This window comes from Ruminiclostridium papyrosolvens C7 (assembly GCF_000421965.1).
GTDB classification, from domain to species: Bacteria; Bacillota; Clostridia; order Acetivibrionales; family DSM-1351; genus Ruminiclostridium; species Ruminiclostridium papyrosolvens_A.
In genome coordinates, this window is sequence record NZ_ATAY01000012.1 from 1 (window position 1) to 25204 (window position 25204).

General features: G+C 36.7%; 27 protein-coding genes. All 27 read right to left on the reverse strand.

The features are described from left to right. Positions 1-223: 223 nt before the first annotated feature. Entirely contained in the window at positions 224-658 is a 435-nt protein-coding gene (locus tag L323_RS23180) for an ATP-binding protein (RefSeq protein ID WP_020814026.1), read from the reverse strand. Positions 659-727: 69 nt separating this feature from the next. After that, on the reverse strand, positions 728-1477 hold the full coding sequence (locus tag L323_RS23185) for a SigB/SigF/SigG family RNA polymerase sigma factor (protein WP_020814027.1): 750 nt from the start codon (positions 1475-1477) through the stop codon (positions 728-730). A 2-nt stretch (positions 1478-1479) separates the two neighbouring features. After that, positions 1480-1866, reverse strand: coding sequence for an ATP-binding protein (locus tag L323_RS23190; RefSeq protein ID WP_020814028.1), 387 nt, complete (start codon positions 1864-1866; stop codon positions 1480-1482). Positions 1867-1958: 92 nt separating this feature from the next. Beyond that, positions 1959-2276 (reverse strand): STAS domain-containing protein, encoded by a 318-nt coding sequence (locus L323_RS23195; RefSeq protein ID WP_020814029.1) that lies wholly within the window; start codon positions 2274-2276, stop codon positions 1959-1961. 39 nt (positions 2277-2315) lie between these two features. Then, positions 2316-3227, reverse strand: coding sequence for a hypothetical protein (locus tag L323_RS23200; RefSeq protein WP_020814030.1), 912 nt, complete (start codon positions 3225-3227; stop codon positions 2316-2318). 93 nt (positions 3228-3320) lie between these two features. Then, complete coding sequence (gene lysS / locus L323_RS23205; RefSeq protein ID WP_020814031.1) at positions 3321-4820, reverse strand: lysine--tRNA ligase; 1500 nt, start codon at positions 4818-4820, stop codon at positions 3321-3323. 130 nt (positions 4821-4950) lie between these two features. Next, entirely contained in the window at positions 4951-5427 is a 477-nt protein-coding gene (greA, locus tag L323_RS23210; RefSeq protein WP_020814032.1) for a transcription elongation factor GreA, read from the reverse strand. A 324-nt stretch (positions 5428-5751) separates the two neighbouring features. Beyond that, positions 5752-7254, reverse strand: a complete 1503-nt coding sequence (locus L323_RS23215; protein WP_020814033.1) for an IMP dehydrogenase — start codon at positions 7252-7254, stop codon at positions 5752-5754. Positions 7255-7369: 115 nt separating this feature from the next. Next, complete coding sequence (locus tag L323_RS23220; protein ID WP_242835224.1) at positions 7370-7777, reverse strand: hypothetical protein; 408 nt, start codon at positions 7775-7777, stop codon at positions 7370-7372. 268 nt (positions 7778-8045) lie between these two features. Then, positions 8046-9677: a chaperonin GroEL gene (gene groL / locus L323_RS23225; protein ID WP_020814034.1), complete on the reverse strand. Its 1632-nt coding sequence runs from the start codon at positions 9675-9677 to the stop codon at positions 8046-8048. A 21-nt stretch (positions 9678-9698) separates the two neighbouring features. Then, a complete protein-coding gene (gene groES / locus L323_RS23230; RefSeq protein ID WP_020814035.1) occupies positions 9699-9983 on the reverse strand; it encodes a co-chaperone GroES in 285 nt (94 codons plus the stop codon). Between the two features lie 209 nt (positions 9984-10192). Next, the gene (locus L323_RS23235) at positions 10193-11617 is read right to left on the reverse strand and encodes a tetratricopeptide repeat protein (protein ID WP_020814036.1); all 1425 of its coding nucleotides are present in this window, start codon (positions 11615-11617) and stop codon (positions 10193-10195) included. Continuing rightward, positions 11618-12253: a bifunctional phosphoribosyl-AMP cyclohydrolase/phosphoribosyl-ATP diphosphatase HisIE gene (gene hisIE, locus L323_RS23240; protein ID WP_020814037.1), complete on the reverse strand. Its 636-nt coding sequence runs from the start codon at positions 12251-12253 to the stop codon at positions 11618-11620. Positions 12254-12332: 79 nt separating this feature from the next. Then, positions 12333-13094, reverse strand: coding sequence for an imidazole glycerol phosphate synthase subunit HisF (hisF, locus tag L323_RS23245; protein ID WP_020814038.1), 762 nt, complete (start codon positions 13092-13094; stop codon positions 12333-12335). Between the two features lie 21 nt (positions 13095-13115). Beyond that, on the reverse strand, positions 13116-13826 hold the full coding sequence (gene hisA, locus L323_RS23250; protein WP_020814039.1) for a 1-(5-phosphoribosyl)-5-[(5-phosphoribosylamino)methylideneamino]imidazole-4-carboxamide isomerase: 711 nt from the start codon (positions 13824-13826) through the stop codon (positions 13116-13118). After that, complete coding sequence (hisH, locus tag L323_RS23255) at positions 13823-14458, reverse strand: imidazole glycerol phosphate synthase subunit HisH (protein ID WP_020814040.1); 636 nt, start codon at positions 14456-14458, stop codon at positions 13823-13825. The genes hisA and hisH overlap by 4 nt, the downstream gene beginning before the upstream one ends. Continuing rightward, complete coding sequence (locus L323_RS23260; protein WP_020814041.1) at positions 14455-15351, reverse strand: phosphoribosylaminoimidazolesuccinocarboxamide synthase; 897 nt, start codon at positions 15349-15351, stop codon at positions 14455-14457. Before L323_RS23260 ends, hisH begins: the two co-directional genes overlap by 4 nt. A 34-nt stretch (positions 15352-15385) precedes the next feature. Continuing rightward, complete coding sequence (gene hisB, locus L323_RS23265) at positions 15386-15970, reverse strand: imidazoleglycerol-phosphate dehydratase HisB (RefSeq protein ID WP_020814042.1); 585 nt, start codon at positions 15968-15970, stop codon at positions 15386-15388. Positions 15971-16031: 61 nt separating this feature from the next. After that, a complete protein-coding gene (hisC, locus tag L323_RS23270; RefSeq protein WP_020814043.1) occupies positions 16032-17108 on the reverse strand; it encodes a histidinol-phosphate transaminase in 1077 nt (358 codons plus the stop codon). Positions 17109-17144: 36 nt separating this feature from the next. After that, complete coding sequence (gene hisD, locus L323_RS23275) at positions 17145-18449, reverse strand: histidinol dehydrogenase (protein WP_020814044.1); 1305 nt, start codon at positions 18447-18449, stop codon at positions 17145-17147. 4 nt (positions 18450-18453) lie between these two features. Continuing rightward, positions 18454-19098 (reverse strand): ATP phosphoribosyltransferase, encoded by a 645-nt coding sequence (gene hisG, locus L323_RS23280; RefSeq protein ID WP_020814045.1) that lies wholly within the window; start codon positions 19096-19098, stop codon positions 18454-18456. A 48-nt stretch (positions 19099-19146) separates the two neighbouring features. After that, positions 19147-20406 carry an ATP phosphoribosyltransferase regulatory subunit gene (hisZ, locus tag L323_RS23285; protein WP_020814046.1) on the reverse strand — a complete coding sequence of 420 codons (1260 nt, stop codon included), beginning with the start codon at positions 20404-20406 and terminating at the stop codon, positions 19147-19149. A gap of 186 nt (positions 20407-20592) precedes the next feature. Continuing rightward, positions 20593-22791, reverse strand: a complete 2199-nt coding sequence (locus tag L323_RS23290; protein ID WP_020814047.1) for a X2-like carbohydrate binding domain-containing protein — start codon at positions 22789-22791, stop codon at positions 20593-20595. A gap of 306 nt (positions 22792-23097) precedes the next feature. Further along, a complete protein-coding gene (locus L323_RS23295) occupies positions 23098-23478 on the reverse strand; it encodes a GerW family sporulation protein (protein WP_020814048.1) in 381 nt (126 codons plus the stop codon). Further along, positions 23445-24152 carry a DUF2953 domain-containing protein gene (locus tag L323_RS23300; protein WP_020814049.1) on the reverse strand — a complete coding sequence of 236 codons (708 nt, stop codon included), beginning with the start codon at positions 24150-24152 and terminating at the stop codon, positions 23445-23447. The genes L323_RS23295 and L323_RS23300 overlap by 34 nt, the downstream gene beginning before the upstream one ends. 20 nt (positions 24153-24172) lie before the next feature. After that, complete coding sequence (locus L323_RS23305; RefSeq protein WP_020814050.1) at positions 24173-24571, reverse strand: anti-sigma factor family protein; 399 nt, start codon at positions 24569-24571, stop codon at positions 24173-24175. 2 nt (positions 24572-24573) lie between these two features. After that, positions 24574-25188 carry an RNA polymerase sigma factor gene (locus tag L323_RS23310; RefSeq protein WP_020814051.1) on the reverse strand — a complete coding sequence of 205 codons (615 nt, stop codon included), beginning with the start codon at positions 25186-25188 and terminating at the stop codon, positions 24574-24576. Positions 25189-25204 lie beyond the last annotated feature (16 nt).

Genomic DNA, 25204 nt, shown 5'->3' on the forward strand with positions numbered 1-25204 from the left:
AATAACACGCCTCTACTTTACTGTCAACACTTTTTTACAAATTAATTATTCTCTTAACAACTATTGTATTAAAAATGTCTTCTCCATAGCAACGGCTTATTTAGAATATCATAATTACACTTTTATTGTCAACAAATATTTTTACCATGGAACTACCATTTTCGACTATTATTTTAAATTATATGTTTTTTATACCTATGTTCTGATTTATTCTTAAATTTTCTCAAACATTTTTAGGTTGTTGTATGTCAAGGTTTTTAATAATTGAAACTTTATTTCCGCATTTATTAAACTTGATTTTGTCACATAGTTGTCGAACTATAACCAATCCTCTGCCATGATCGCAATACAGATTATTTACACAATCCAAATCTTTATGAACCAAAGCAGTTTTTGTATGGTTGAAACCGCTACCCTCATCCATTACACTCACATATAAGTAATTGTCAATTATTTTAAAGGTTACATACGTATGCTTACAATCATTGCACTTATTACCATGCTGTACTGCATTTACAATTAATTCATTGAGTATAACTTTTATTTCAAATATTACATCTTCACATACACAATGCCCCAATGTGATGTAATCAAGAATTAGAGTAACGATATCGGATACATCTACAGGATTGTTGATAATATAAGTAATAGCTCTCACAATTACACCTGCCTAAGTTTTGTTATATTATATAATACCCGTATTTTTAAGGTGTAAACAATGATGTACCTACTTGAGATAAGTTCTGAATTTATCGAGTATTTTCTTTTCCATTCTTGAAATGTACATCTGTGAAACTCCAAGTATTTCGGCTATCTGCTTCTGAGTCATATTCTGAATATATCTATATGTTATGAATTCTTTTTCTATGTCATTAAATGATGTTAAAGCCTTTTCGAGAAAATCTTTATTATCTATCATTTCATATGTTTTCTCGTCGTACCCTAAAGTATCACCCAATTCAGAATCATTTTCCTGATTAATTGACTGATCCAAGGATTTAACTATAGCGGAGCTTCCGGCTTCTATTATCTCGAGTACTGTATCAACGGGTATTCCCATGTATTCAGCTATTTCATCTGCCCTCGGTACTCTACTCAGCTTTTGTGTAAGCTCATCTCTGGCCTTGTTAACTCCCTGCCGGGATTCGTATATTCTTCTGGGAATCTTTATTGTTGTACTCTTATCTCTGAAAAATCTCTTTATTTCACCTAGAATCGTCGGAGTTGCAAAACTAATGAATTTTACTCCCTTGTCCGGACTGAATCTTTCTACAGCCTTTATTAAGGCAAGGCATGCTACTTGATATATATCATCAAAGTCTACTCCTCTGTTTAAAAACTTTTTGGACAAATACTCTGCAAGACCAAGGTAATTTGATACAATCTCATTTCTATAATCCAGATTTCGTGTACTTATGTATTGAGAAAACAACTGTGCTTCATCGTAGTTTAATGTATTTTGAGTTTTGTTTTCCATAGCTATACTCCAATCTTTTTTGTCATTACTATGGAATGATTTTCATTACACAGCTCTACTGAATCCATAAGAGCTTTCATAATGTATAGTCCGTATTCGTTTTCTATGGATTGTTCGAAACAGTCTAGTGTACTGTTTTCTGCCGTAAATGTTATTTTAATATTGTCAGTATAGATATCAAAGGATATTCTATATTGACTTATGTTATTTTCTGTTCTTGATAGTATTATATTACATACTTCAGAAACAGCCACCTTTATATCCTCGACTTCATCAATATTAAAACCTGCTCTGGTTGAAACACTTGATGCAGTTAATCTTGCCGTACTTACATATTCACTTTTTGCAGGCAAAATGAGTACTACGTTATCATTTGAAATACTATTCATAGATATTCTCCTTTTTACTTTGTATTAATATTTTACCAACTAGAAAAAAGGTACACGGCTAATGTGTACCCCCTTTCGTTTTAAATATGGTTTTATTCTATTTTAAATAACTTGTCCAAACCGGTAATGAGAAATAACTTCTTTATATTATCCTTTAGACTACAAATGTATATATGATTGTCTTCTTTTCTTACCTCTTTAAGTGCGCTTACAAGTATGCCTAAGCCTGTGCTATCTATATAGGTAAGTTCCTTGCAATCTATATAGAGGTCGCCATTACAGGATTTAACCACCTCATTTAGCTCGTTTTTAAAGTTCTGTGATGTGTGTATGTCAATTTCACCTGAAAGGATAATTTGACATTTACCTCCATCCAGCATTTTTTGAACACTCAGTTCGCTATGTTCCACGTTACTACCCCCTTTACCAGCGTTTCTTTCATACATAAATTATTCTGCGAATAACTTTGCCAGCTTTAGTATAAGTTCAAGGTTTTCGGGCTCTACTCTTACAGCCAGAATCTTCTCAGGACCTAAAACATCTACATCCTTAAAGAATTTACTGTTTGTCACGTCTATCCCATATAATTTAGGCTCAGAATCCCTATACGATTTGACTGTTCGCTTTTCTTTCGGATCCTGGGGCTGATTCCACTCTTCTACAACCTTTAGTTTGAGATAGTCACTGGACTTAGTATCTATTTTTAAGTCCTTTGCTATATCATCCATGGCCATAAAAGCGCCATCAGAAGCATATTGATCAAATACATACTTGCTTAGCAAAAATACATCTGTATTAGAAGCTGCAAAAAGAACCATCGCTTTTTGTATATACATAGATGAATTCGGGTCGTTAATTCTGTTACTAAGCATTACCGTTTCCAGGCCGACTTCCTTAATTTCAGGTATATTCTTTGTTATGTCTTGTTTAAAGGTATCAGTTGCCTGTTCATGTACTTCACCTAGAATTCCTATGGTTATTTCGGGTTCTACTTTGGTTACAATGGAATATACTGTTGATGCTATTATTATAACAGCTATAATCGACACCAGTATATGGTACTTATGGTAATGAAAAAAGTTATCGACCTTTTTTCTATCCATTCCTGCCTTTACAAATGCCTTATCAACATATGTTTCCTTTTGTGGTGCCTTTGGCTCTTCTACCTCATAACCCATAAGGATTCTATAAGCATCCGTTTTGTTTTGGAAGTCTTCTTCAGCTTCTTTCGTCAAAGTACCGTCTATTTTCATTTGACGGTATTTTTTCAATATTACGTCATATTTTCTTTCGATATCTTCTTTTGTTGAATTCGTTGGAATTTCCATTATTATTCTTGATTCTTTTTTCGTGTACTTCAAATTAACCTCCATGCCAGTTAAAGGCCGCCAATTACCATTAGGTTATCCGTTGTTTTCATATGTTAATTACGTAAAGGTTATCACTTTATATTTTTAATCTCTTGGTTTCATTGTAGGGAATAATAAAATGTCTCTTATTGACGCTGAATCGGTTAACAGTATTATCAGTCTGTCAACACCTATTCCCAATCCACCTGTCGGCGGCATTCCATATTCTAATGCAGTAACATAATCATCATCCATCATATTTGCTTCTTCGTCTCCGGAATCCCTCTTTTTCACTTGGCTGATAAATCTCTCTTTCTGATCAATAGGGTCGTTTAACTCAGAGTATGCATTACCCATTTCTCTTCCTGTAATGAAGAATTCAAAACGTTCTGTTAATTCAGGACAATCCGGCTTCCTTTTTGTAAGTGGAGATATTTCTACAGGATAGTCATAGATAAATGTAGGTTGAACCAGATTGCTCTCAACAAATTCTTCAAACATAAGATTCAATATTTCTCCACGAACCATACCGTCTTTCACATGAACCTTTTTGGATTCTGCGGCCGCTTTTGCTTCTTCATCAGTTCTTATTGTATCAAAATCAATTCCTGAGTATTTCTTTACTGCCTCTATCATAGTCATTCTGTTCCAAGGCGGAGTAAGATCAATTTCCTGTCCCTGATACTGAATCTTAGTAGTACCCAATGTTTCCATTGCTACAGTAGAGATAAGGTTTTCTGTAAGTTCCATCATTCCCTTATAATCGTTGTATGCCTCATACACTTCCATCATTGTAAACTCAGGGTTATGCTTTACGGACATACCTTCATTTCTGAACATTCTTCCCATTTCATATACTTTTTCCATTCCACCGACTATAAGCCTCTTTAAGTAGAGTTCAGGTGCAATTCTCAAGTACATATCTATGTCCAAGGTATTGTGATGCGTAATAAACGGTCTTGCAGTCGCTCCTCCTGGAATCGTGTTCAATAATGGTGTATCAACTTCAAGAAATCCTCTGTTATCAAGGAATTTTCTGATTGATTTGATTATTTTACTTCTTAATATAAAGGTATTTTTAACTTCCGGGTTTACTATCAAATCCACATACCTTTGTCTGTATCTTAAATCTGTATCTTTTAAACCATGCCACTTTTCAGGCAATGGAAGTAGCGACTTTGATAAAAGTGTAATCTCTTTTACCTTAATTGATATTTCTCCCTTGTGGGTCTTAAATATCTCTCCCTTTACACCTACTATATCACCTATGTCATATTTTTTAAACATTTCATATACTTCATCTCCAACTTCGTCTTTTCTGACATAGAGCTGAATTTTTCCATCCCTGTCCTGAAGGTCGCAGAATCCTGCCTTACCCATGCCGCGCTTTGACATTAACCTTCCGGCAATAGAGGCAGTCTGACCTTCTTGTGCTTCAAAATTATCAATAATATTTTGGGTAGAGTTTGTTACATCATACTTTACTATCTTAAAAGGATCGCTGTTTTTATCCTGTAAATCCTTTAGCTTGGCACGTCTTACTTTTAGTATCTCGCTTAAATCCTCTTCACTTTGTTGATTCTCCTGAATATTCTCTTCTGACATTATTTCCTCCTATTTATATATTAAAGTATTTATGATTTCCTTATAAAAAACAGTTTACATTTTAATGTAAACTGTAAGTATAATTATATATTAATTTTGCTTTTTGTGGCAACACATATTGTATTGTTTCTTACTTGGATATTTCCAGTATCTTAAATTTTAATACTCCGTCAGGAACTTGTACTTCAACTGTTTCACCTTTTGAATGCCCAATTAGTGCTGCACCTACAGGAGACTCATTTGAAATCTTTGATTTAAGAGGGTTTGCTTCTGTAGAACCAACTATCAAGTATTCTACTTCTTCATCAAACTCAATATCAAAAATCTTTACCTTTGATCCAAGGCTTACAACATCTGTATTTACTTCATCTTCATCTATTATTCTGGCATGTTTGAGCATGGATTCAAGTTGTACAATCCTGCCTTCTACTTGCGCCTGTTCGTTTTTCGCTTCATCATATTCAGAATTTTCAGAAATATCACCAAATGAAAGAGCCTGCTTTATTCTTTCGGCTACTTCTTTTCTTTTAGTTCCTCTTAAAAATTCTAATTCTTCTTCCAGCTTCTTTAAGCCTTCGTAGGTTAAAACGACTTCTTTTGCTGACATTTGAAGCCCTCTCCTTTACCATTAATTTTTTATGCTAGACCTATAATTAATAAATAATATGCAAACTGTCTTTTCCTAATATAATATTCAACTTATTGACTTATATTAATATACATGGAATAAAAATTAAAATTATGTTCCTGACGGCAGTAGCACTTTGATGTCAGGTTAGCTATATTTGCTAACTAATTATAGATTACATATATAATAATGTCAAGAATGTTTTATCCATTTTTTTACATATCATTTTACGGCCTAAGCTACAATACTTATATAATTATCTCAATATATCTGAATAATATTATTAATAATATTATTCAATTATCAGGAAGATATTTCCTTGTCCTTTAAAATTACATCATGAGCTCCGCCTTCTTTGATACTTGTAGCAGATACTAGTGTTATTCTGGCTTTCTGCTGGAGATCTAATACTGATAAGGCACCGCAGTTGCACATTGTAGATTTTATCTTATAAATAGTAGTATCCAGATTGTCTTTTAATTTACCTGCGTAAGGAACATATGAGTCAACACCTTCTTCAAAGCCAAGCTTTGCTTCTCCTCCCATGTCGTATCTCTGCCAGTTTCTTGCACGGTTTGAGCCTTCTCCCCAATATTCCTTAACGAAGTTTCCTCCAACCTTTAACTTTCTGGTTGGGCTTTCGTCAAATCTTGCAAAATATCTACCTAACATTATAAAGTCAGCACCCATTGCCAGAGCAAGTACCATATGATAATCATGTACTATTCCGCCATCAGAGCATATTGGTACGTATATACCGGTCTCTTTCATGTATTCGTCTCTTGCAGCTGATACCTCAATAAGGGAAGATGCCTGTCCGCGTCCGATACCTTTTTGTTCTCTTGTTATGCATATAGATCCACCGCCGATACCAACCTTTATAAAATCAGCACCTGCGCCAACTAAATACCTGAAACCTTCCTTGTCTACTACATTTCCTGCACCTACTTTTACTTCTCCATTATATGTTTCCTTAATCCATTTAATTGTATCGGACTGCCATTCGCTATATCCATCGGATGAATCTATACAAACGATATCTACTCCGGCTTCAACCAGTGCAGCTACTCTTTCCTTGTAATCACGGGTATTTATACCTGCTCCTACTATAAGGCTCTTGCTCTTGTCCAACAATTCGTTCGGATTTTCCTTGTGGCTGTCATAGTCTTTTCTGAACACGAAATACATCAATTTTTGATTGCTGTCTATTATTGGAAGACAATTTAGCTTATGCTCCCAGATTAAGTCATTTGCTTCTTTTAATGATGTTTTTTCATTCCCGTATATTAATTGGGAAAATGGAGTCATAAAGCTGCTTATCTCTTCGTCAAGAGATGCTCTGCTAAGTCTGTAATCCCTGCTTGTAACTATTCCCAGAAGTTTGCCTGTAGGTGTTCCGTCTTCTGTTATAGCTATGGTTGAATGTCCTGTTTTATCCTTCATTGCAACTACATCTCTGAGTTTATTGTCGGGGCGAAGATTGCTGTCGCTTACTACAAATCCAGCTTTATATTTTTTAACCTTCTTTACCATTTCAGCCTGACTTTCGATGCTTTGTGAGCCGTATATGAATGATATACCTCCGCACTTTGCCAATGCTATTGCCATGTTATTATCTGAAACTGACTGCATTATTGCCGAAGCAACCGGTATATTCAACTCGAGAGAAGGTTTTTCCCCGACTTTATGTTTTACTATTGGTGTCTTTAGTATAACGTTATCCGGTATACATTCCTTGGTACTGAGGTTTGGAACTAAGAGGTATTCACTGAAAGTCCTCGAAGGTTCGTTGTAATAAAAAGCCATTTTAAAAAATTCCTCCTTATATGACATTTGTAAATTACTTAAATATTATAATACTGTTTACGTTTGTTATTCAAAAAGCAAAGAACAAAAACGTCCTTTGCCTTAAGTTCAAACTTTATTCAAAAACCTTTCTTGGAATATATTTCTTAAATGATTCAATCATTTTGGGATGTGGTTCAAAAAATACAAGCATTTTCTCACCGTCTTTTACTGTGGATATGAAGTATACTTCGTTTGAATCCATTGCTGTTACAGCATTTAAGCGATTTTTGATGGTTTCGTAGCTTTGATTATACTGACCGCTTGTCATTTTTGCAACTATTTCAAAATCCTTGCAGGAACCACTAAATACTCTTTTCCTCTTTCTCTGTGCTATTATCATATCTATATCTAAATCACCGTTGGTGACGATATATTCATATTCTACGTTTCTGTTCCTTATCAACATATACCCTAAATATCCAATTGCTACAAGCAGTACCGGCATGAAGGTTTGTAGGAAGCTCACTGAGCCAACTATCATAATTAACAATAATCCAATTACAATTGTAGCTGCAATTATTGCTGAGTCAACAGCTAGTTTTTTTACGTTTTACAATTTTCTCCATAAATATATCCATTTTTAAAGCCCCTCCTCATTGGAACAAACAAAGCATTTTTTAAAGCTTGTTAAAATAATAATAAATTAACAAGATAATATCAAGTATTTAGTGAAATTATTTTCAATTTACCATTTAAATACAAATAGAGGATGACTATTTTGTAGCCACCCTCTATATAACTTTTTTATCTTAGTACATTCCACCCATTCCGCCTGGCATTCCACCCGGCATAGCTGGTGCTTCCGGTTCAGGCTTATCAGCTACAACGCTCTCTGTTGTAAGTACCATTGCTGCTACAGAAGCTGCATTTTGGAGAGCTGATCTTGTAACCTTTGCAGGATCAACGATCCCGCTTTCAATCATATTTATATATTTTTCGTTAAGTGCATCGAATCCGATATCTTTTTCGCTTGCTTTAATCTTGTCAACAATTACTGATCCTTCAAGACCTGCGTTTGCTGCTATTTGTCTTACAGGTTCTTCAAGAGCTCTTAATATAATCTGAACGCCTGTCTTTTCGTCACCGGAAGTTGTATCAAGTAATTTAGCAACTTCAGGGATAACGTTAATTAACGCTGTTCCACCACCGGCTACTATACCTTCTTCAACTGCTGCTCTTGTTGCAGCCAGTGCATCTTCAATTCTCAGTTTCTTTTCTTTCATTTCAGTTTCAGTTGCAGCACCAACCTGAATTACAGCTACACCGCCTGACAGCTTTGCAAGTCTTTCCTGAAGCTTTTCTCTGTCAAAGTCTGATGTAGTATCTTCAATCTGAGTCTTGATGGAGTTTATTCTGCTCTTAATGTCTTCAGCACTTCCTGCACCATCAACTATTATTGTATTTTCTTTTTGTACAATAACCTGTCTTGCTTTTCCAAGCTGAGCTATCTGAGTTTCCTTTAGGTCAAGACCTAATTCTTCAGTTATAACTTCTCCGCCTGTTAATATAGCTATATCTTGAAGCATAGCTTTTCTTCTGTCACCGAATCCAGGTGCCTTAACAGCTACGCAAGTAAATGTTCCTCTTAATTTGTTCAGGATAAGAGTTGTAAGTGCCTCTCCTTCCATATCTTCTGCGATTATGAGTAGCTTCTTTCCCTGTTGAACAATTTGTTCGAGAATTGGAAGTATATCCTGAATGTTTGTTATTTTCTTGTCTGTTATAAGGATGTATGGATCATCCAAAACTGCTTCCATCTTATCTGTATCTGTAACCATGTAAGCTGAAAGGTATCCTCTGTCAAACTGCATACCTTCAACTACTTCAAGGTTTGTTCCCATAGTCTTTGATTCTTCTACAGTGATAACACCGTCATTTGTTACTTTTTCCATTGCATCGGCAATAAGAGTTCCTATTAATTCCTCATTTGCGGAAATAGTTGCAACTCTTGCGATATCTTCCTTACCTTTGATTTTACGGCTATTTGCCTTGATTCCTGCAACAGCAGTATCAACAGCCTTCTGCAAACCCTTCTTTAAAATCATTGGGTTTGCTCCAGCAGCAACGTTCTTCATACCTTCTCTTATTATTGCCTGTGCAAGTAAAGTTGCCGTTGTAGTACCGTCACCGGCTACATCGTTTGTCTTTGTAGCAACTTCTTTAACTAGCTGAGCACCCATGTTTTCAAATTTGTCTTCCAGTTCAACTTCTTTTGCTATAGTAACACCATCGTTTGTTATTAATGGTGAGCCGAATTTCTTATCTAAAACAACATTTCTTCCCTTAGGTCCAAGGGTAACTTTTACTGTATCAGCTAATTGGTTAACACCTTTTTCAAGTGCGCGTCTAGCTTCTTCGCCAAATTTAATTTCCTTTGCCATTTCTCTTACCTCCCGTTATAATTATTCAACAATTGCGAGGATATCGCTCTGCTTCAATATTGTATATTCCTGACCGTCAAATTTTACTTCTGTTCCGGAATATTTGCTGGTAAGTACTCTGTCTCCAACTTTAACTTCCATTCTAACTTCTTTTCCGTCTACAACTGTACCAGGTCCTACTGCAACTACCTCTGCTACCTGTGGCTTTTCTTTGGCACTTCCCGGTAATACGATTCCACTTTTAGTAGTCTCTTCGCTCTCAAGCATTTTAATAACTACTCTATCGCCTAATGGTTTTATCTTCATTGTTTTACCTCCTTGAATATTTAATGCTTGTAAACTGTTAGCACTCACTGTCATCGAGTGCTAATCACATTTATAATATTATATATTGAATAAAATATTATCAAACGCTTTATACTCATAAATCAAGCAATATTTTGCCATTTAGTTCAATCATGGTTTTAATGCTAATTATTTCTTCCATTTACTCTGATTTTTTTGCGATATCAGATTTACTCCTTATATTTAATTTTTTTGAGCACTTTATTTAACGCAATAGAAGAAATTCCATACTTTTGAATTAATTCCTCCTTTTCCATTTCAATAAAGTTCTCTTTGCAATAGATATATTCAATTGCAGCAGAAAGGGCAACTATGTCTTTTTCATTCTCTATCAAAAGTTCACCTGTCTGATATATTATGTTGTACAATATTTGTATTATTTCCTTTTCATATTCAGGAACATACATTATTTCCTTATGAAGTACAGCACACTCAACTACAGAATTATACTTTTTGGGGATCTTTCTAAGAGTTCTATGTCTTGGTTTAGTGACATTTTCAAATATTTTTTTATACCTGAACGGACTATACATGTAATCTTCAGGTTCCCCGATTATTCTGAATATTTCCTTATATTCTTCCAAAACAGATACTTCCGAGTTATCTTCCTTTATAAATTCACTGACCTTTTTGATCCAATCCGAAAAGTTTTTATCTAATGTTTTAATTGATTGCAGATTATTAATAATCTGATTTGCCTTACCGTAATTTTTTGTTGATATGTAACCTATAAGCAGCAGAGCACATATAAATAAATCGCTGTACTCAACAATATATGTTTCCAACAAGTGAATCAATTCATCTATTTTATTAAATATTATTAAAGTAGTTGCAATACATAAAAGGTCCTTCCTGTTGTATATACTTCTAAATGGAAGGATCTTTAATAATTTTTCTACCCGGGAATATTTCCGAGTGTGGTATAAGTTATATATTTTAAGGCTGTTAGCCCAAATGTCTTCACTATATATATTTGTAACTGTGGCTATAAAATTTGATGCACGTTTATAATTCTGCTGCTCCAACATTATAAGCACCAGCAGATTACGTGCATCTGAGTTCATAGGGTTAAATGCTATTGCTTTATATAGTTGACTTACCGCCTCGTCAGTTTTGTTATTTAAAAGGCTTTTGCGAGCCTTTTTTAAGTTAGTTTGAGACAACCTTAGAAATCTGTTGTCTCCGGAAATGTCATTATATAGTTTCAAATAAAATATCATTTCTGAAACTTCTTCGCTGAATTCACCATCACTGTCAAAATAGATATACTTTTCAAAGTATTCGGCTGCTTTTTTCATATCACCAAGCTCAAAGCTATTACAGCCCATACCGAAATAGCAATCATGCATTGTAGGGTCATAGTGTAAAAGTATATCCATGAATATCCTGTTGGCTTCTCTTGGCTTTTGCATTTCAGAAAGGAAGCATGCTATGTTAAATTTATACTCCATATTCTCAGGACTTAGCTCAGCAGCCTTAACCAGATGCTTGTAGGCGTCATTTAGATTCCTTTTGTTAGCACAACGCAGTCCCTTATAGAAATAAAATTCCGGATTATTCCGATATTCATCGATGCTTAATAAATTATTTTTCACTTATCTTCTTCCTTTTAATTCTCCGTATATGTCTTCAAGAGTGAGGCCTCTTTCTACAAGCAATACCATAAGATGATACATTAAATCAGATACTTCGTATCTTATTTCTTCTTTGGATTTGTTCTTTGCCGCAATGATAACCTCGGCAGCCTCTTCTCCTACTTTTTTCAATATCTTGTCCAAGCCTTTTGTAAACAGGTAATTAGTATATGAACCTTCTTTAGGATTAACATTTCTGTCTACTATTACGTTGTAAACTTCATGAAGAATTGCGGCTGTTGGCTTTTCTTCTTCATTTTCTTTCCATTCTCCGTCAATCATTGTTCTGAAAAAGCATGTCTTGTTTCCTGTATGGCAAGCAGCATCAATCTGTTCAGCCTCTATCAAAATTGTGTCCCCATCACAGTCCAGCTTTATTGACTTAACAAGCTGAAAGTGTCCTGATGTCTCACCTTTAAGCCAAAGCTTACTGCGGCTACGGCTGTAATAATGAACCTTTCCCGTTTCTATTGTCTTGTCAAAGGCTTCCTCGTTCATGTATGCTACCATCAGAACCTCTTTTGTTTTAGTGTCCTGAGTAACTACGGGAACAAGACCTTTCTCATCAAATTTAACCGAACTTTTTAAGTTATTCATTATTGAACGCCTCCATACACTCATTTATTTATCATATCAAAAATTTTTTGTTTGTACAGCTTTTAACTGTTTTTATTTTTTAAAGTCTAGTTTCAATACCATTATTTTTTAAGTAACCTTTTAAATCACGGATTTCCATCTCTCGGAAATGGAATAGTGACGCTGCCAATACCGCATCTGCTTTTCCATCCAAAAGAGCATCCTTGAAATGCTCCATTTTTCCTGCTCCGCCGGATGCTATCACAGGAATTTTTACATTTTCGGATATTGTCCTTGTTAACTCTATATCATATCCGTCTTTCGTTCCGTCCTTGTCCATACTGGTTAAAAGGATTTCACCTGCTCCCAGCTTCTCAGCCTCTATGGCCCATTCAACTGCATCTATACCTGTGTTTACTCTTCCGCCATTGAGATATGTATCCCATCCTGAGCCGCCAGCGCGCTTTTTTGCATCTATTGCCAGTACTACACACTGGCTTCCGAACTTCCAAGCTGCTTCTGATATCAGCTCAGGTCTTTTCAGTGCAGCAGAATTTACACCCACTTTATCGGCTCCGGCTTTCAATATCTGGCGGAAATCCTCTGCCGTCCTGATTCCACCGCCTACAGTGAACGGAATAAATACCTGCTCTGCAACCCTGCTGACAACATCAAGCATAATTGACCTTGCATCTGAAGAAGCAGTAATATCCAGAAAAGTAAGCTCATCAGCACCGGCTTTGTCATAAAATGCAGCCGCTTCCACCGGGTCTCCGGCATCTATTATATTTACAAACTGTACGCCTTTAACAACTCTCCCTGCGTGTACATCAAGACAGGGAATTATTCTTTTGGTCAGCATAATTTGCTCCCTTTCCTTTGGTTATATGGCTTCTATCGCTTCTTTTAAATTTACATTCCCGGTATAAAGGGCTTTCCCTACTATTACACCGCTGACCCCCGTTTGCTTTAAGTCAACTATGTCTGTAAGTTTGCTTACTCCGCCGGATGCTATTACATTCAATGCAACACTGTTGGCCATTTCCTTCATAGCCTGAAGATTCGGGCCTTTTAGCATGCCATCCCTTGAAATGTCAGTGTATATAATTGTTTTTGTACCAAGGGATTCAATTTCCCTTGCAAACTCAACGGCTGTAAAATCACTTGTTTTCTCCCAACCGTGGATGGCAACCTTCCTATCCTTTGCATCTATTCCTACAGCTATTTTGTCTTTATATTCTTTTAGAGCAGATACAAGCATTTCACGGTTATTCACTGCTGATGTACCCAGTATAACTCTGCTCAAACCTCCAGACAGGTAAGTCTCAACGGTTTCAAGATTTCTAATCCCTCCGCCTACCTGAACCGGAATTTTCAAAGTTTTTGCTATCTGCGTTATAATCTCAGCATTTTCCGATTTCCCTGATCTTGCACCATCCAGATCAACTACATGCAAGTACCCGGCTCCGAGTCTCTCCCATTTTCTTGCCATATCCACAGGGCTGTCCCCGAAAACAGTTACATCACTGTAGCTGCCCTGCTGCAGCCTTACACACTTTCCGTCTATTATGTCGATTGCGGGATAAATAATCATAGTAAATTGTCAGCCTCCTTGGTGCTAAGCGCAGCAAAATTCTTTAGTATATCAAGTCCTACATCTCCACTTTTTTCAGGGTGGAACTGTGTTCCCATAATGTTCCTTTTGCAAACCGCGGCATCAAACCCGATTCCATATTTGCACACTGCCGCAACATCTGAGGTATTCTCAGCAGTCACAAAGTATGAGTGTACAAAATATACATAGCTATTTTGTCGTACTCCACTAAAAATGCCCTTTTCCTGCCTGATATTGAGACTGTTCCATCCCATATGGGGAACTTTTAGTCCCATGTCCATGGGAAATTGGTTTACTGAACCTTTTAGCAGTCCCAAGCCTCCCACTTTTTCCCCGCCTTCAGTGCTGTAATCAAAAAGCAACTGCATTCCAAGGCAAATTCCCAACAAGGGTGTTCCCTTTTGTGCAACCTGCTTTATGACTGATATCATTCCAGTCTTATCAAGGCTGTCCATAGCATCGGCAAATGCACCGACACCGGGCAGGACAACCTTGTCAGCTGCAAGTATTTCTTCATGGTCTGAGGTTATTTTCGAATCATATCCTATAAAGCTGAATGCCTTGTTAACACTGGCGAGATTACCCACGCCATAGTCTATAATAGCTATCATAGCTTATCTCCCTGAAACTTTTCCCCGGTGATTCTTTCGTATGCTTCTATATATTTCTCCTCTGTCTTTCTGATTACTTCCTGTGGAAGCTCAGGTGCAGGAGGTTGTTTGTCCCATGTAATACTTTCAAGGTATTCCCTTAAATATTGCTTGTCAAAACTCTTCTGTGCTCTTCCCGGCTGGTATTCATCCATTGCCCAGAATCTTGAGGAATCAGGTGTGAACATTTCGTCACCCACAACCAGTTCTCCGTCCAGCATTCCGAATTCAAATTTTGTATCTGCTAATATGAGTCCCTTGCTTTCAGCATGTTTGCTGGCTTTTTTATAAAGCTTCAAGCTTGCATCCTTTAGCTTCTGAGCCATTTCTAATCCTATCTTTTCACAAAGTACTTCAAAGGACACATTTATATCGTGGCCTTCTGATTCCTTGGTAGATGGTGTGAATATTGGTTCAGGCAGCTTGTCAGCCTGCTTTAATCCTGCAGGAAGTTTTATACCGCACACGGTTCCTGTTTTTTGATACTCCTTAAGTCCTGACCCCTCCAGATATCCTCTTACAATACATTCAGCAGGAAGCATCTGTACTTTCTTTACCAACATTGAACGGCCCTGCAATTCGTCCTTGAAAGCTGAAAGTTCTTTTGGATATTTGCTGACATCGGTTGTTATTACATGGTTTCCGATAACATCCTTTGTAAAGTCAAACCAAAATGCGGATATACTGTTTAGGACTGTCCCCTTGTTAGGTATTAATTCATCAAATACCACATCAAAGGCTGATATTCTGTCTGTTACTACTATAAGGAGCTGATCCCCCAAATCGTATACGTTTCTTACCTTTCCTTTTACGAATAATGGCAACTTGATGAAATCTGTATTGTTTAGTAACATTTTTACTACCTCCTGTATATATTAACTTTTTAAATTACAACGTACCTTTTGTTGACATGACACCTTCAATTCTGGTGTCCAATCTTGTTGCATCGTCAATAGCTCTGCCAAATGCCTTGAACATTGCTTCTATTATGTGGTGGCAGTTTGAACCGTGAAGAACTTTGATATGGAGGGTAATTCCAGCGTTAAATGCAACTGCCCTGAAAAATTCCTCTACCATTTGAGTATCCATTTGTCCTACCATGGGCTGTGAAAACTGTGCATCAAACACCAGATACGGTCTGTCGCTCAAATCAAGAGATACAAGTACAAGAGCCTCGTCCATTGGAACATAGGCTGTACCATACCTTCTTATGGATTTCTTATCTCCAAGTGCCTGCCTTATTGCAAGTCCCACGGCTATACCCGTATCCTCGATGGTATGGTGGGAGTCCACGTGTAAATCACCTGTTACATCAAAACAGGCATCCATAAGTCCATGCTTTGTAAATAATACAAGCATATGGTCAAAGAAGCCTATGCCGGTATTCGCCTGACAGTCACCTTTGCCGTCAAGATTTATTTTTACATTGATTTGAGTTTCTTTTGTGTTTCGTGTGACCAAACCCTCTCTCATACGTGTTCCTCCGTTCAATTTAAAACCCGAACCTTTTCTATGTTTTTCGTTGTAATGTTCGCTATTTATTATAGCAGATAGTACATAGTTCATCAAGCAGTACGGAATTTTGTTCATGTGTTCCTATGGTTATCCTCATACAATCAGATAAAAGGGTCGATGAACCAAAGGCTCTGATAAAAATGCCTCTTTCGCATAATTTCGTATAAACGTCCTTAGAGTTCTGAATTTTTACCAAAATAAAATTTGCTGCTGAGCCGTACACTTTTATTCCATCTATCTCGGCAAGTTTGGAGGAAACACATTCCCTCTCTTCTACGAGATATTTTATGTTATTTTGGATTTCATCTATATTGGATAAAACCAGTGTGGCTGCATATTGTGACAATGAGCTGATATTATAAGGAGGTCTTGCCAGATTTACAGCCCTCGTAAGTTTTTCCGAGGCTATGGAATATCCGCACCTTATGCCAGCTAATCCGAAAGCCTTTGAAAACGTCCGTAGTATAAGCAAATTCTCATATTCTTTTATACATGGAATTACCGTTGTATCGGAAAAGTCTGCATATGCCTCATCTACTACAACTATTGATTTTGTACATGCCTTAAGGACTTTTAAAATTTCATCCTGTGGCATCAGATTTCCGGTGGGATTATTGGGACTGCATATATAAATAATTTTTGGCTTTTCTGTTTCATAGGCCTGTATTATTTTATCAGCCGAATAGGAGAAATTATTATTTTGATCCAGAATATAGTCTACGGCCTTTCCTCCGGCTATTATACATGAGTCCTTGTACATACCGAAAGAGGGGGCAGGATAGAGAACTTTGTCGCCTTTCTCCAGAAATACATTTGCTATAATCTGTATTAGCTGGTCAGAGCCTGTTCCCACTATGATATTTTCTTTATCTACGTTCCAGTATTCTTCTAAGGCTTCCCTTAGTTGAATAGAATCCGTGTCGGGATACATGTTCAGTTGGGGATCTTCCAGTATATAATCAGCGAGTTTTTTTCTAACTACTGACGGAAGATTGAAAGGACTCTCGTTGGCATCCAGCTTTATTTTATAGGGCTGCTGATTTGCATTATAGGGTATAAATGAACGTATTTCCGTTCTGATTAATTCTTCTATCATAGTAACCTTCCTTTCAGTAATACAACGAATTTCAGTTTATTTATTGAATCTTACCTTTATGGCATTTGCGTGGGCATCCAGTAATTCTGCTTCCGCAAACCTTATAATATCGTTGCTTGTTGTTTCTAGTGATTGTTTGTTGTAATAAATCAGGCTTGATTTTTTAATAAACTGATCTACGTTTACCGGTGATGAAAACCTTGCAGTTCCACTGGTTGGAAGAACGTGACTGGGCCCAGCCATGTAGTCTCCCAAAGGTTCAGGTGAATAGTTCCCAACAAATATTGCCCCCGCATTTTTTATCATTCCCAGTATACTCATGGGCTCTTTTATACACAACTCCAAGTGCTCAGGTGCTATGTTGTTTGATACCTCTATTGCCTCTTCTATGTTATCAACCAGTATTCCGAATCCAAAGTTTTTTAATGACTTCTCGATTATTTCGTTTCTTTTTAGACTCAAAAGCTGTTTTTCTATTTCGGTTTTCACGCTGTCCAAAAGACTTACATCATCGGTAACCAGCACCGAGGATGCCAATATGTCATGCTCCGCCTGTGAAAGGAGATCAGCAGCTACGTACTCGGGTACTGCACTTGAATCTGCAATTACCAGTATCTCGCTTGGACCTGCAAACATATCAATGTCGCAGTCTCCAAAAACCAGTCTCTTGGCTGTAGCAACATAAACATTACCGGGGCCGCATATCTTATCCACCGACGGTATTGTTTCTGTTCCATATGCCATCGCAGCAACAGCCTGTGCGCCTCCGGCTCTGTATACCTCATCCACTCCTGCTTCTCTGGCTGCAACCAGTATTGCGGGGTTTATACTTCCATCCCGTGAAGGCGGTGTACACATTATGAGCTTTTCCACTCCGGCTACTTTTGCGGGAACTGCTGTCATTAATACCGATGATATAAGCGGTGCTGTTCCCCCGGGAACATATAGGCCTACCTTTTCAAGAGGTCTTACAAGCTGTCCCAGCATAGTTCCGTCCTCTTTAGGATTTATCCAACTGTTCTGAAGTTGTTTTTCATGAAAGTCCCAGATATTTTGCTTTGATTTTTTTATAGTCTCTAATAGCTGTGGGGCAACCTTTTTGAATGCAGAGGTAATTTCCTCTTCCGATACTTTTATGGTTTCTATTTCTGCTTTATCAAATTTCTTTGTGTATTCGTTTAAAGCACTGTCACCCTTTTGTTTAACATTGTCAATTATTTCTGCTACAATGTTGATTATGTTCCCGCCGTTTTGGGTTCCGGTTCTCTTTGTTAATTTTCCGTATAAGTCCTTTGCAGCAGCCCCGTCAAAGTCACTGCGTAAATCTACAATGTTTAGCATAATGTTACCCCCTTGCGGATAATTCTTCTCTAACTCCGTCTATTATTTTCTGTATTCGTTGGTTCTCCATTTTCATACTTACTCTGTTTACAACCATTCTTGCACTGATGTCTGCTATTGTATCTAGTACTACCAAGCCGTTTTCTTTGAGTGTTCTGCCGCTTTCAACCAAATCCACTATAACCTCTGATAAACCCACCAGAGGTGCAAGCTCCACAGAACCGTTCAGTTTTATTATCTCTACGCTTTCTCTTCTGGCTTTCTCAAAATAATTTCTTGCAATATTAGGATACTTTGTACCTACTCTTTTTATATTCAGCTCTTCTATCTTTCCCTGTAATTCTGCCGGCCCTGCCAATGCCATTCTGCAAGCTGCAAATCCCAAATCAAGCACCTCATACAGATTCCGGCCCTCCTCAAGAAGTGTGTCCTTTCCCACTATTCCTATATCTGCCGCCCCATACTCTACATAGGTCGGTACATCTGCAGGCTTTGCAAGAAAAAACTTTATCTTATTCTTTTCATCAGACAGTATAAGCTTTCTGGTGGATGATTTAAGTTCTGTACAGTCTATTCCAATCTTTTCAAATATTTCTACCGACATATCTGTAAGTCTGCCCTTTGAAAGAGCAATTGTCAAATATCTCATTTTTTAACTCCCCACAAAAATTTATTTTATAAACTTAAAACGGTTTTATTATTCAATGTTTAAAAGGGCATTGAAGCTTGTTTCCTCTGTAGTATCGTTTATCATATCGAACACGGTGATTTTATCTTTGTCTCCAATATATATGATTCCTCCGATTGTCTTTGAAGAAGCATATTTTTTGCCTTGGTCGATACCCTCTGTCAGAACAAAGGTTTCTATTTTCATGTCCTGCTTTCTGAGGGCTTCCGCTATTTCTATGGCCCTTTTTCTATTTGTTTTTTCGTAACATATCAATGAATCTACGGAAGGTCTTTCAAAGGTAAGACCTGAGTTTTCCATTGCTGTCATAAGCATATTTATCCTTACTGAAAAGCCTGTCGCAGGACACTCCTTTCCAAAGCTGGAAGTAAGGTTGTCGTACCTTCCTCCTGAAAGTATCGGGAATCCAACTCCGTTTGTAAAGCCTCTGAAAGTTATTCCGGTGTCATAATTGAGGCTTTTTAACATTCCTAAGTCTATTGACACATATTCCGACAAACCGTAATCACATAATATAGATACTACTTCTTCTACATTTTCAATTGCTTTAAGGCTTCTGTCGTTAATTGCAGAGTTTTTGAATTCTTTTATCACATCAACCGTTCCAAGCAATCCTGTTAGCTTTAAAATAAGCTCTTTTAACCTTGTACTTATTTCATATCGGTTAAGTATCTCCTCTACGCCAACAAGATCCTTTTTGTCAATCTGTTTGGATATAGCATCTATATCCTCATTAGAAAATCCCGCCTCTTCTGCCAAACCTTTAAAAAATTCAACCTGGCCGATTTCTATCTTGAATTCCTTAAGACCGGCAGATTTCAGTGTATTTATTGCCATAGCGATTATTTCTGCATCACTTTCCGAGGATGAATCCCCAAGCATCTCAACCCCGGCCTGTGTAAACTCGTTCTGGCGGCCGCCTCCAACTTCGTTAAATCTGAATACATTACCTATATATGAGTATTTTATTGGGAGCTGCACGTCCCTGTTTTTCGTGGCGGTTATTCTTGCAACAGGAACAGTTATATCTGGCCTTAATACAAGAATTCTTCCTTTTTGATCAAAGAACTTTACCATTGATTCCTGAGGAAAATGCTCTATTTCTGATGAGAATACATCAAAAAATTCTATTGTTGGTGTTTCTATCTCATAATAGCCATAAGACCTGAATGTGTTTCTGATTCTTTTTTCTATTTCTCTCTTTATGTAACATTCATCAAACAGGATATCCTGTACACCGTCAGGGGTATATATTTTCCATCTGGACATAAGCAAATACCTCTCATATATTAAATTTAATTTAAAATCTATTTAAATTCCTTTATCTAATTAAAGTGCTAAATTACTAAATTATATTCATTATATTTCATTTTATTCCATGAGTCAATAGGAAATATCCTTTAGAACTACAGGGGCATAAAAACCGGCCCTTTGAGAGCCGGTTTTCTATAATTTTTATTGGGTCACAGGAAGGTAGGTTATTTTCCCCAGCAAATACTGTTTGAAGATAGATAAATCAATTGCATCGGTTGTACCGTCCAGATTAAGGTCAAGAAAGTGTAAAATATCATGATTCAGAGTTGTCATCCCTAAAAGATACTGTTTGAGTATTGCATAATCAAGGGCATCTTTAACTCCGTCCAGGTTTGCATCCCCACAAGTAGTGTCTTTAAGAAAAGTAATTTTAAGTACTGGGTCAATTCCGTTACCGCTGAAGTCAAAAGTCAGATTTACATTATCAGAAGGTTGAGTTGCAAGGTAACTCCTCATAATTGTTACAGTATCTCCTGAAATAGTATAATCTGCGCCATGAATTAGAGGTACTGAACCATTCATTATTGAAGTAAGAATATTACCGTTAGGAGATATAGTTATCCTCAAATTCGGTGCAGATGTTCTATCAAATGTTACAGCGGAGGGACTGATTATTGGACTTTGGACAGAGCCTCCCGGTGTTGTATCCCCGACAGCAATAGCTAAAATCGGGTCTACTCCACCACTGTAATCAAAAGTCAATTTAGTTGTACCTGCTGGAAGTCCCAACAGATATTCCTTTTTTATAATCAGATTTGTTTTATTTTCTATTATATAATCTTGTCCTGCTACTAACTTTACTGATGGTCCATTTAATATGGCATTAAGTGTGTTACTTTTTGGGTCAAGTGTTACAGGTGTATCTGCCGCATTGGCAGGATTCTTATCAAATACTGCTACTGTAGGGGATATAGATGCACTCAATTCTGATTCTGGGCCATACACTCCTATCTCCCAGATTGAATACGGCCATTGGTAATTTGCCCTCTGCATACCGTATATCCTTAGGTAACGGCCGGAGCAAGAAAGGCTTATATCCTCGGTTTTGCCTGTTCCGTTATACTGTGTAACCACATCCGTCCATGTATTTTCATCATCGGATACCTGAATTTTATATTGAGTTGCATATGCAGCCTCCCAGCAAATAATGAGTCTGTTTATTTCCTTTTTTGCACCAAGATCAACATAAACCCAGCTGGGGTCTGAAACCTGCGAAGCCCACCTTGTTTCTAAATCGCCATCAACTATATTACTTTCATTGTTTTGAGTGCTTTCTATAGATGAAGCTGTTACCGGCTTTTTATAGGCTAGATTTCCATATGGCAAAGGTTCCTTTGGCAGTACCGGCGGAAGGTTTGACATCATAGAGGCAGGTCTCTTGGCAATATTCTTTACACTGTACTGGTTGGTAAGCATAACTTCCTTACCGTAGTCGTTTAATGTAGCAAAGGTACTGTCTGATGTCATATCCAAAAATGTCTGTGGGTTATTTCCGGGGCCCCATTCCCATGGAAGATAACCAATTTGATTTTTATAGCACTGTTCCATAATTGTTTGGTATGGTATTTTACCGTTTTCCGTTTCATCCCACTTATGTCCGAATTCACCTACAATAAGAGGAAGATTTATATTCACTGATTGAGCAATTTCATCAATTACTTCCTGATCTGAATGTCCCCACATATAAGGCCACCACATATGTACTGAGAACATTAAGTTTTTATCGGGATCGGCAGATATGAGATAAGGTCCGCATGCCTGCAGCATATCTATGCTCTGACCATAGCTGGAGGCATCTATAATCAAAGGTACGTGAATTCCCGCTTCTCTCATCTTCTTTACAGAGGACTCATAATCTGCTTTAAAGGTTGCTTCAGTTACGCTTTGACCTACTTCATTTCCTATATTGACTAATAAATACTCCTGATGCTTTTTAATTACATTCACTATGTCGGGCCTTATCCAGTAATTTACAAGTGAAGGTAGCTTTGACCAGTCTCCTGTGGCATCGTGAAGTTCAACAATAGGAATCATGTGTTCAGCACGGCAATTGCGGATAACGGTATCTAAATCTTCCGCCGAACCATCTATTCCCCATGTGATTCTTACACAATTTGCTCCTGTTTTTGCTATTTCCGAAAAAGACGGAACACCATCCTTATCAGTCCATATGCACATTTTGTTTACACCATAGAGAATTACCTTTTCTCCTGTATTATCGTAAAGAAATCTTCCTTGGACTCTAAAACCGGGATGGGTTGAATCTGTGGCCGCGTTTGCTGCAATAGGGAATATGAACAATGCAGCCAGCAAGGATACTATAAAATACATTTTATTCATGGGTTTTTCCTTCCTTTCTTTCTTTAAAGTAGATGAATCCTGTTTATATTCCTCACTTTCAGTTAACCTGTTGAGAAAATTTAATAAAACTTGCCCTCCCTTCATATGTTATTTGGTTAAGGAAAGTAACGGATTGGCTTGATATTAGATGAAGTGTTAATATTTCCATTTTACCATTAATTTGTTAAAAAGTATTATAGAGGAATTTAATAAAATCTCATAAATGCATAAAAAAAAATAACTGCCTGAATTTTTTTGGTTCAAGCAGTTATTTTGGGCTTATCTTAAAAATAATATTATGGTTTATTACTCTTCCTTCAACTCATTTTTAGAGTTTTCTTCCTCTCTCTTATCCTGTATCTTTTCTACAATACCCGGTACCATATCAAGCAATTTATCCAAGCCACCGGATTTCTTTATGGGAAGGAGTTCTACCTTGTCACCACTAATAACCAGAACGGCGGTAGGAGAAATTTTTGCTCCTGTTCCTCCTTCCCCTCCCATACCTTTTTCATCATTACCGGTACCTCCACCTATTCCAAGACCAAAGCTCATATTTATAAACGGTACCAATGTTACATCACCAATTTTTATAGGTTCACCTACTACTGTCTTTGTCTTTAAAAAATTCTCCAGTTTGTCAAAGATAACACTCATGCTTTCACTAAAATTGAAATTATTCGCCATTTTTTCAGCCTCCTCTTAATTTTATACTTAATATTTTGAAATAAAATACTTTTGAAAGGCTTTGTAAAAACAAATTCTATTCCAACTAGTATTAAATAGAAAATTTGAATTCCTCCGCCGATTAAAAAGCTACCCTCTAGAGTTTCGTCTTCAAAATTTGTCTGAATACGAATACTGTTTTTATTTAAAATTGCAAACCAGGTATTTCTTACAGCACAGAGCAAGCCCGTATACATTGGGTCTTCAAAACCTACTTTGGCATCTACTATAAATCTGCTTGGTTTGTAATGATTTAGTACCTTAAAAAAGGATTTTAATCCCTGCATAAATACTTCATATGTAAAGTAACTGTATGCTGGTTTTTCCTTTGTTACCTTACTTTCCGGGACTTCTTTTGCTGACGTGTCTTCATTTTTTTTCTTAAAGCCTTTCTTAAAGCCTTTTTTAAAGCCAAACAAACTGAAATTTGTATCAAAGCTACCTTGGGTGCTGTAGTTGAAGTTTATCTTAACAGCACCAAAAAGCCAGTTTGCATAGCCTTTTACAGCAATGGTTTCATACTTTGATCCCTCTGCATAATACTTGAAAGGTACAAGAACAACCAATAAAACTACGGCAGCAATAATCAAAAATATATATAAAATTATTTTAAGAATTACTATAAGAGCTACCATCTGTGCCTCCGTTCACATCATTACTTGGCAATTAATTTCTTAACTCCTTTTTTCAATCCTTTTGATGCTTGCTTTAAAACTTTTGGAGCTTGTTTTGCCCCAGGTAAAAACTCAATAAATTTACCTGTAGCTTTGATGGTTTCAACCTGCCTTTCAATAATTCTCTTGGACGGGCTTTTCCTTTTTCCCAAAAAAGTGTCAATTATATCGTCTCTCATGGTTTCCAGCTCTGCCGGAATTTCAATTATATAATTACTTCTATCATCAAGGTCATAAAGTAACAGCTTTAACTCTGATAATTCTCTTCTGCATTCCTTACATATTTTTAAATGATTTTCAACAAATATTTTTTCAAGGGGGTCTATTGTGCTCTCTAAATATTCCTGAAGCAATGAAGCATCTACTTTGTCACAGTCCATCTTTATACCTCCCAAATACCCAGACTAATCAGATTTTCTTTAATTGTATTTCTAGCTCTATGTATAAGTGTTTTTACAGTACCTGGTGGCAGTTTCATTATACTTGCAATTTCACTGTATTTCATTTGCTTTACGTGTCTTAACAGTATAACCATTCTCTCCCGTTCGGGAAGCCTTCCGATTGATTGTTGAAGTATTTGCCTTGTATCTTTGCATAAGACTGCATCATCTGTTGTTTCATTTGAGCTAATAATACTTTGCAGTTCATCTCCGTTTTCATTAGTTTCATTAAGAGATAAGTTTGGTTTCTTACTTCTCAAGAAATTAAGGCACTTATTTACGGTAATTTTTTTAATCCAGGGCAACAGGGAAAACTGTTCCTTAAAGCCTTCCATTGATTTAAAAACAGATATGAAAACCTCCTGAGTTATATCCAGAGCATCTTCTTTATTACCGGCATAATGGAACGCTATGGTATAAACATATTTTTTATATCTGTCATATACAAGTTCCAGACCGCGTCTGCTATTCTTTTTATATTCTTTTAATATGGTTATATCCGAAACATCCAAATAGTTCTCCCACCCTTTTAATGTACCTTGATTATATATACACATTAAAATAAAAAAATTA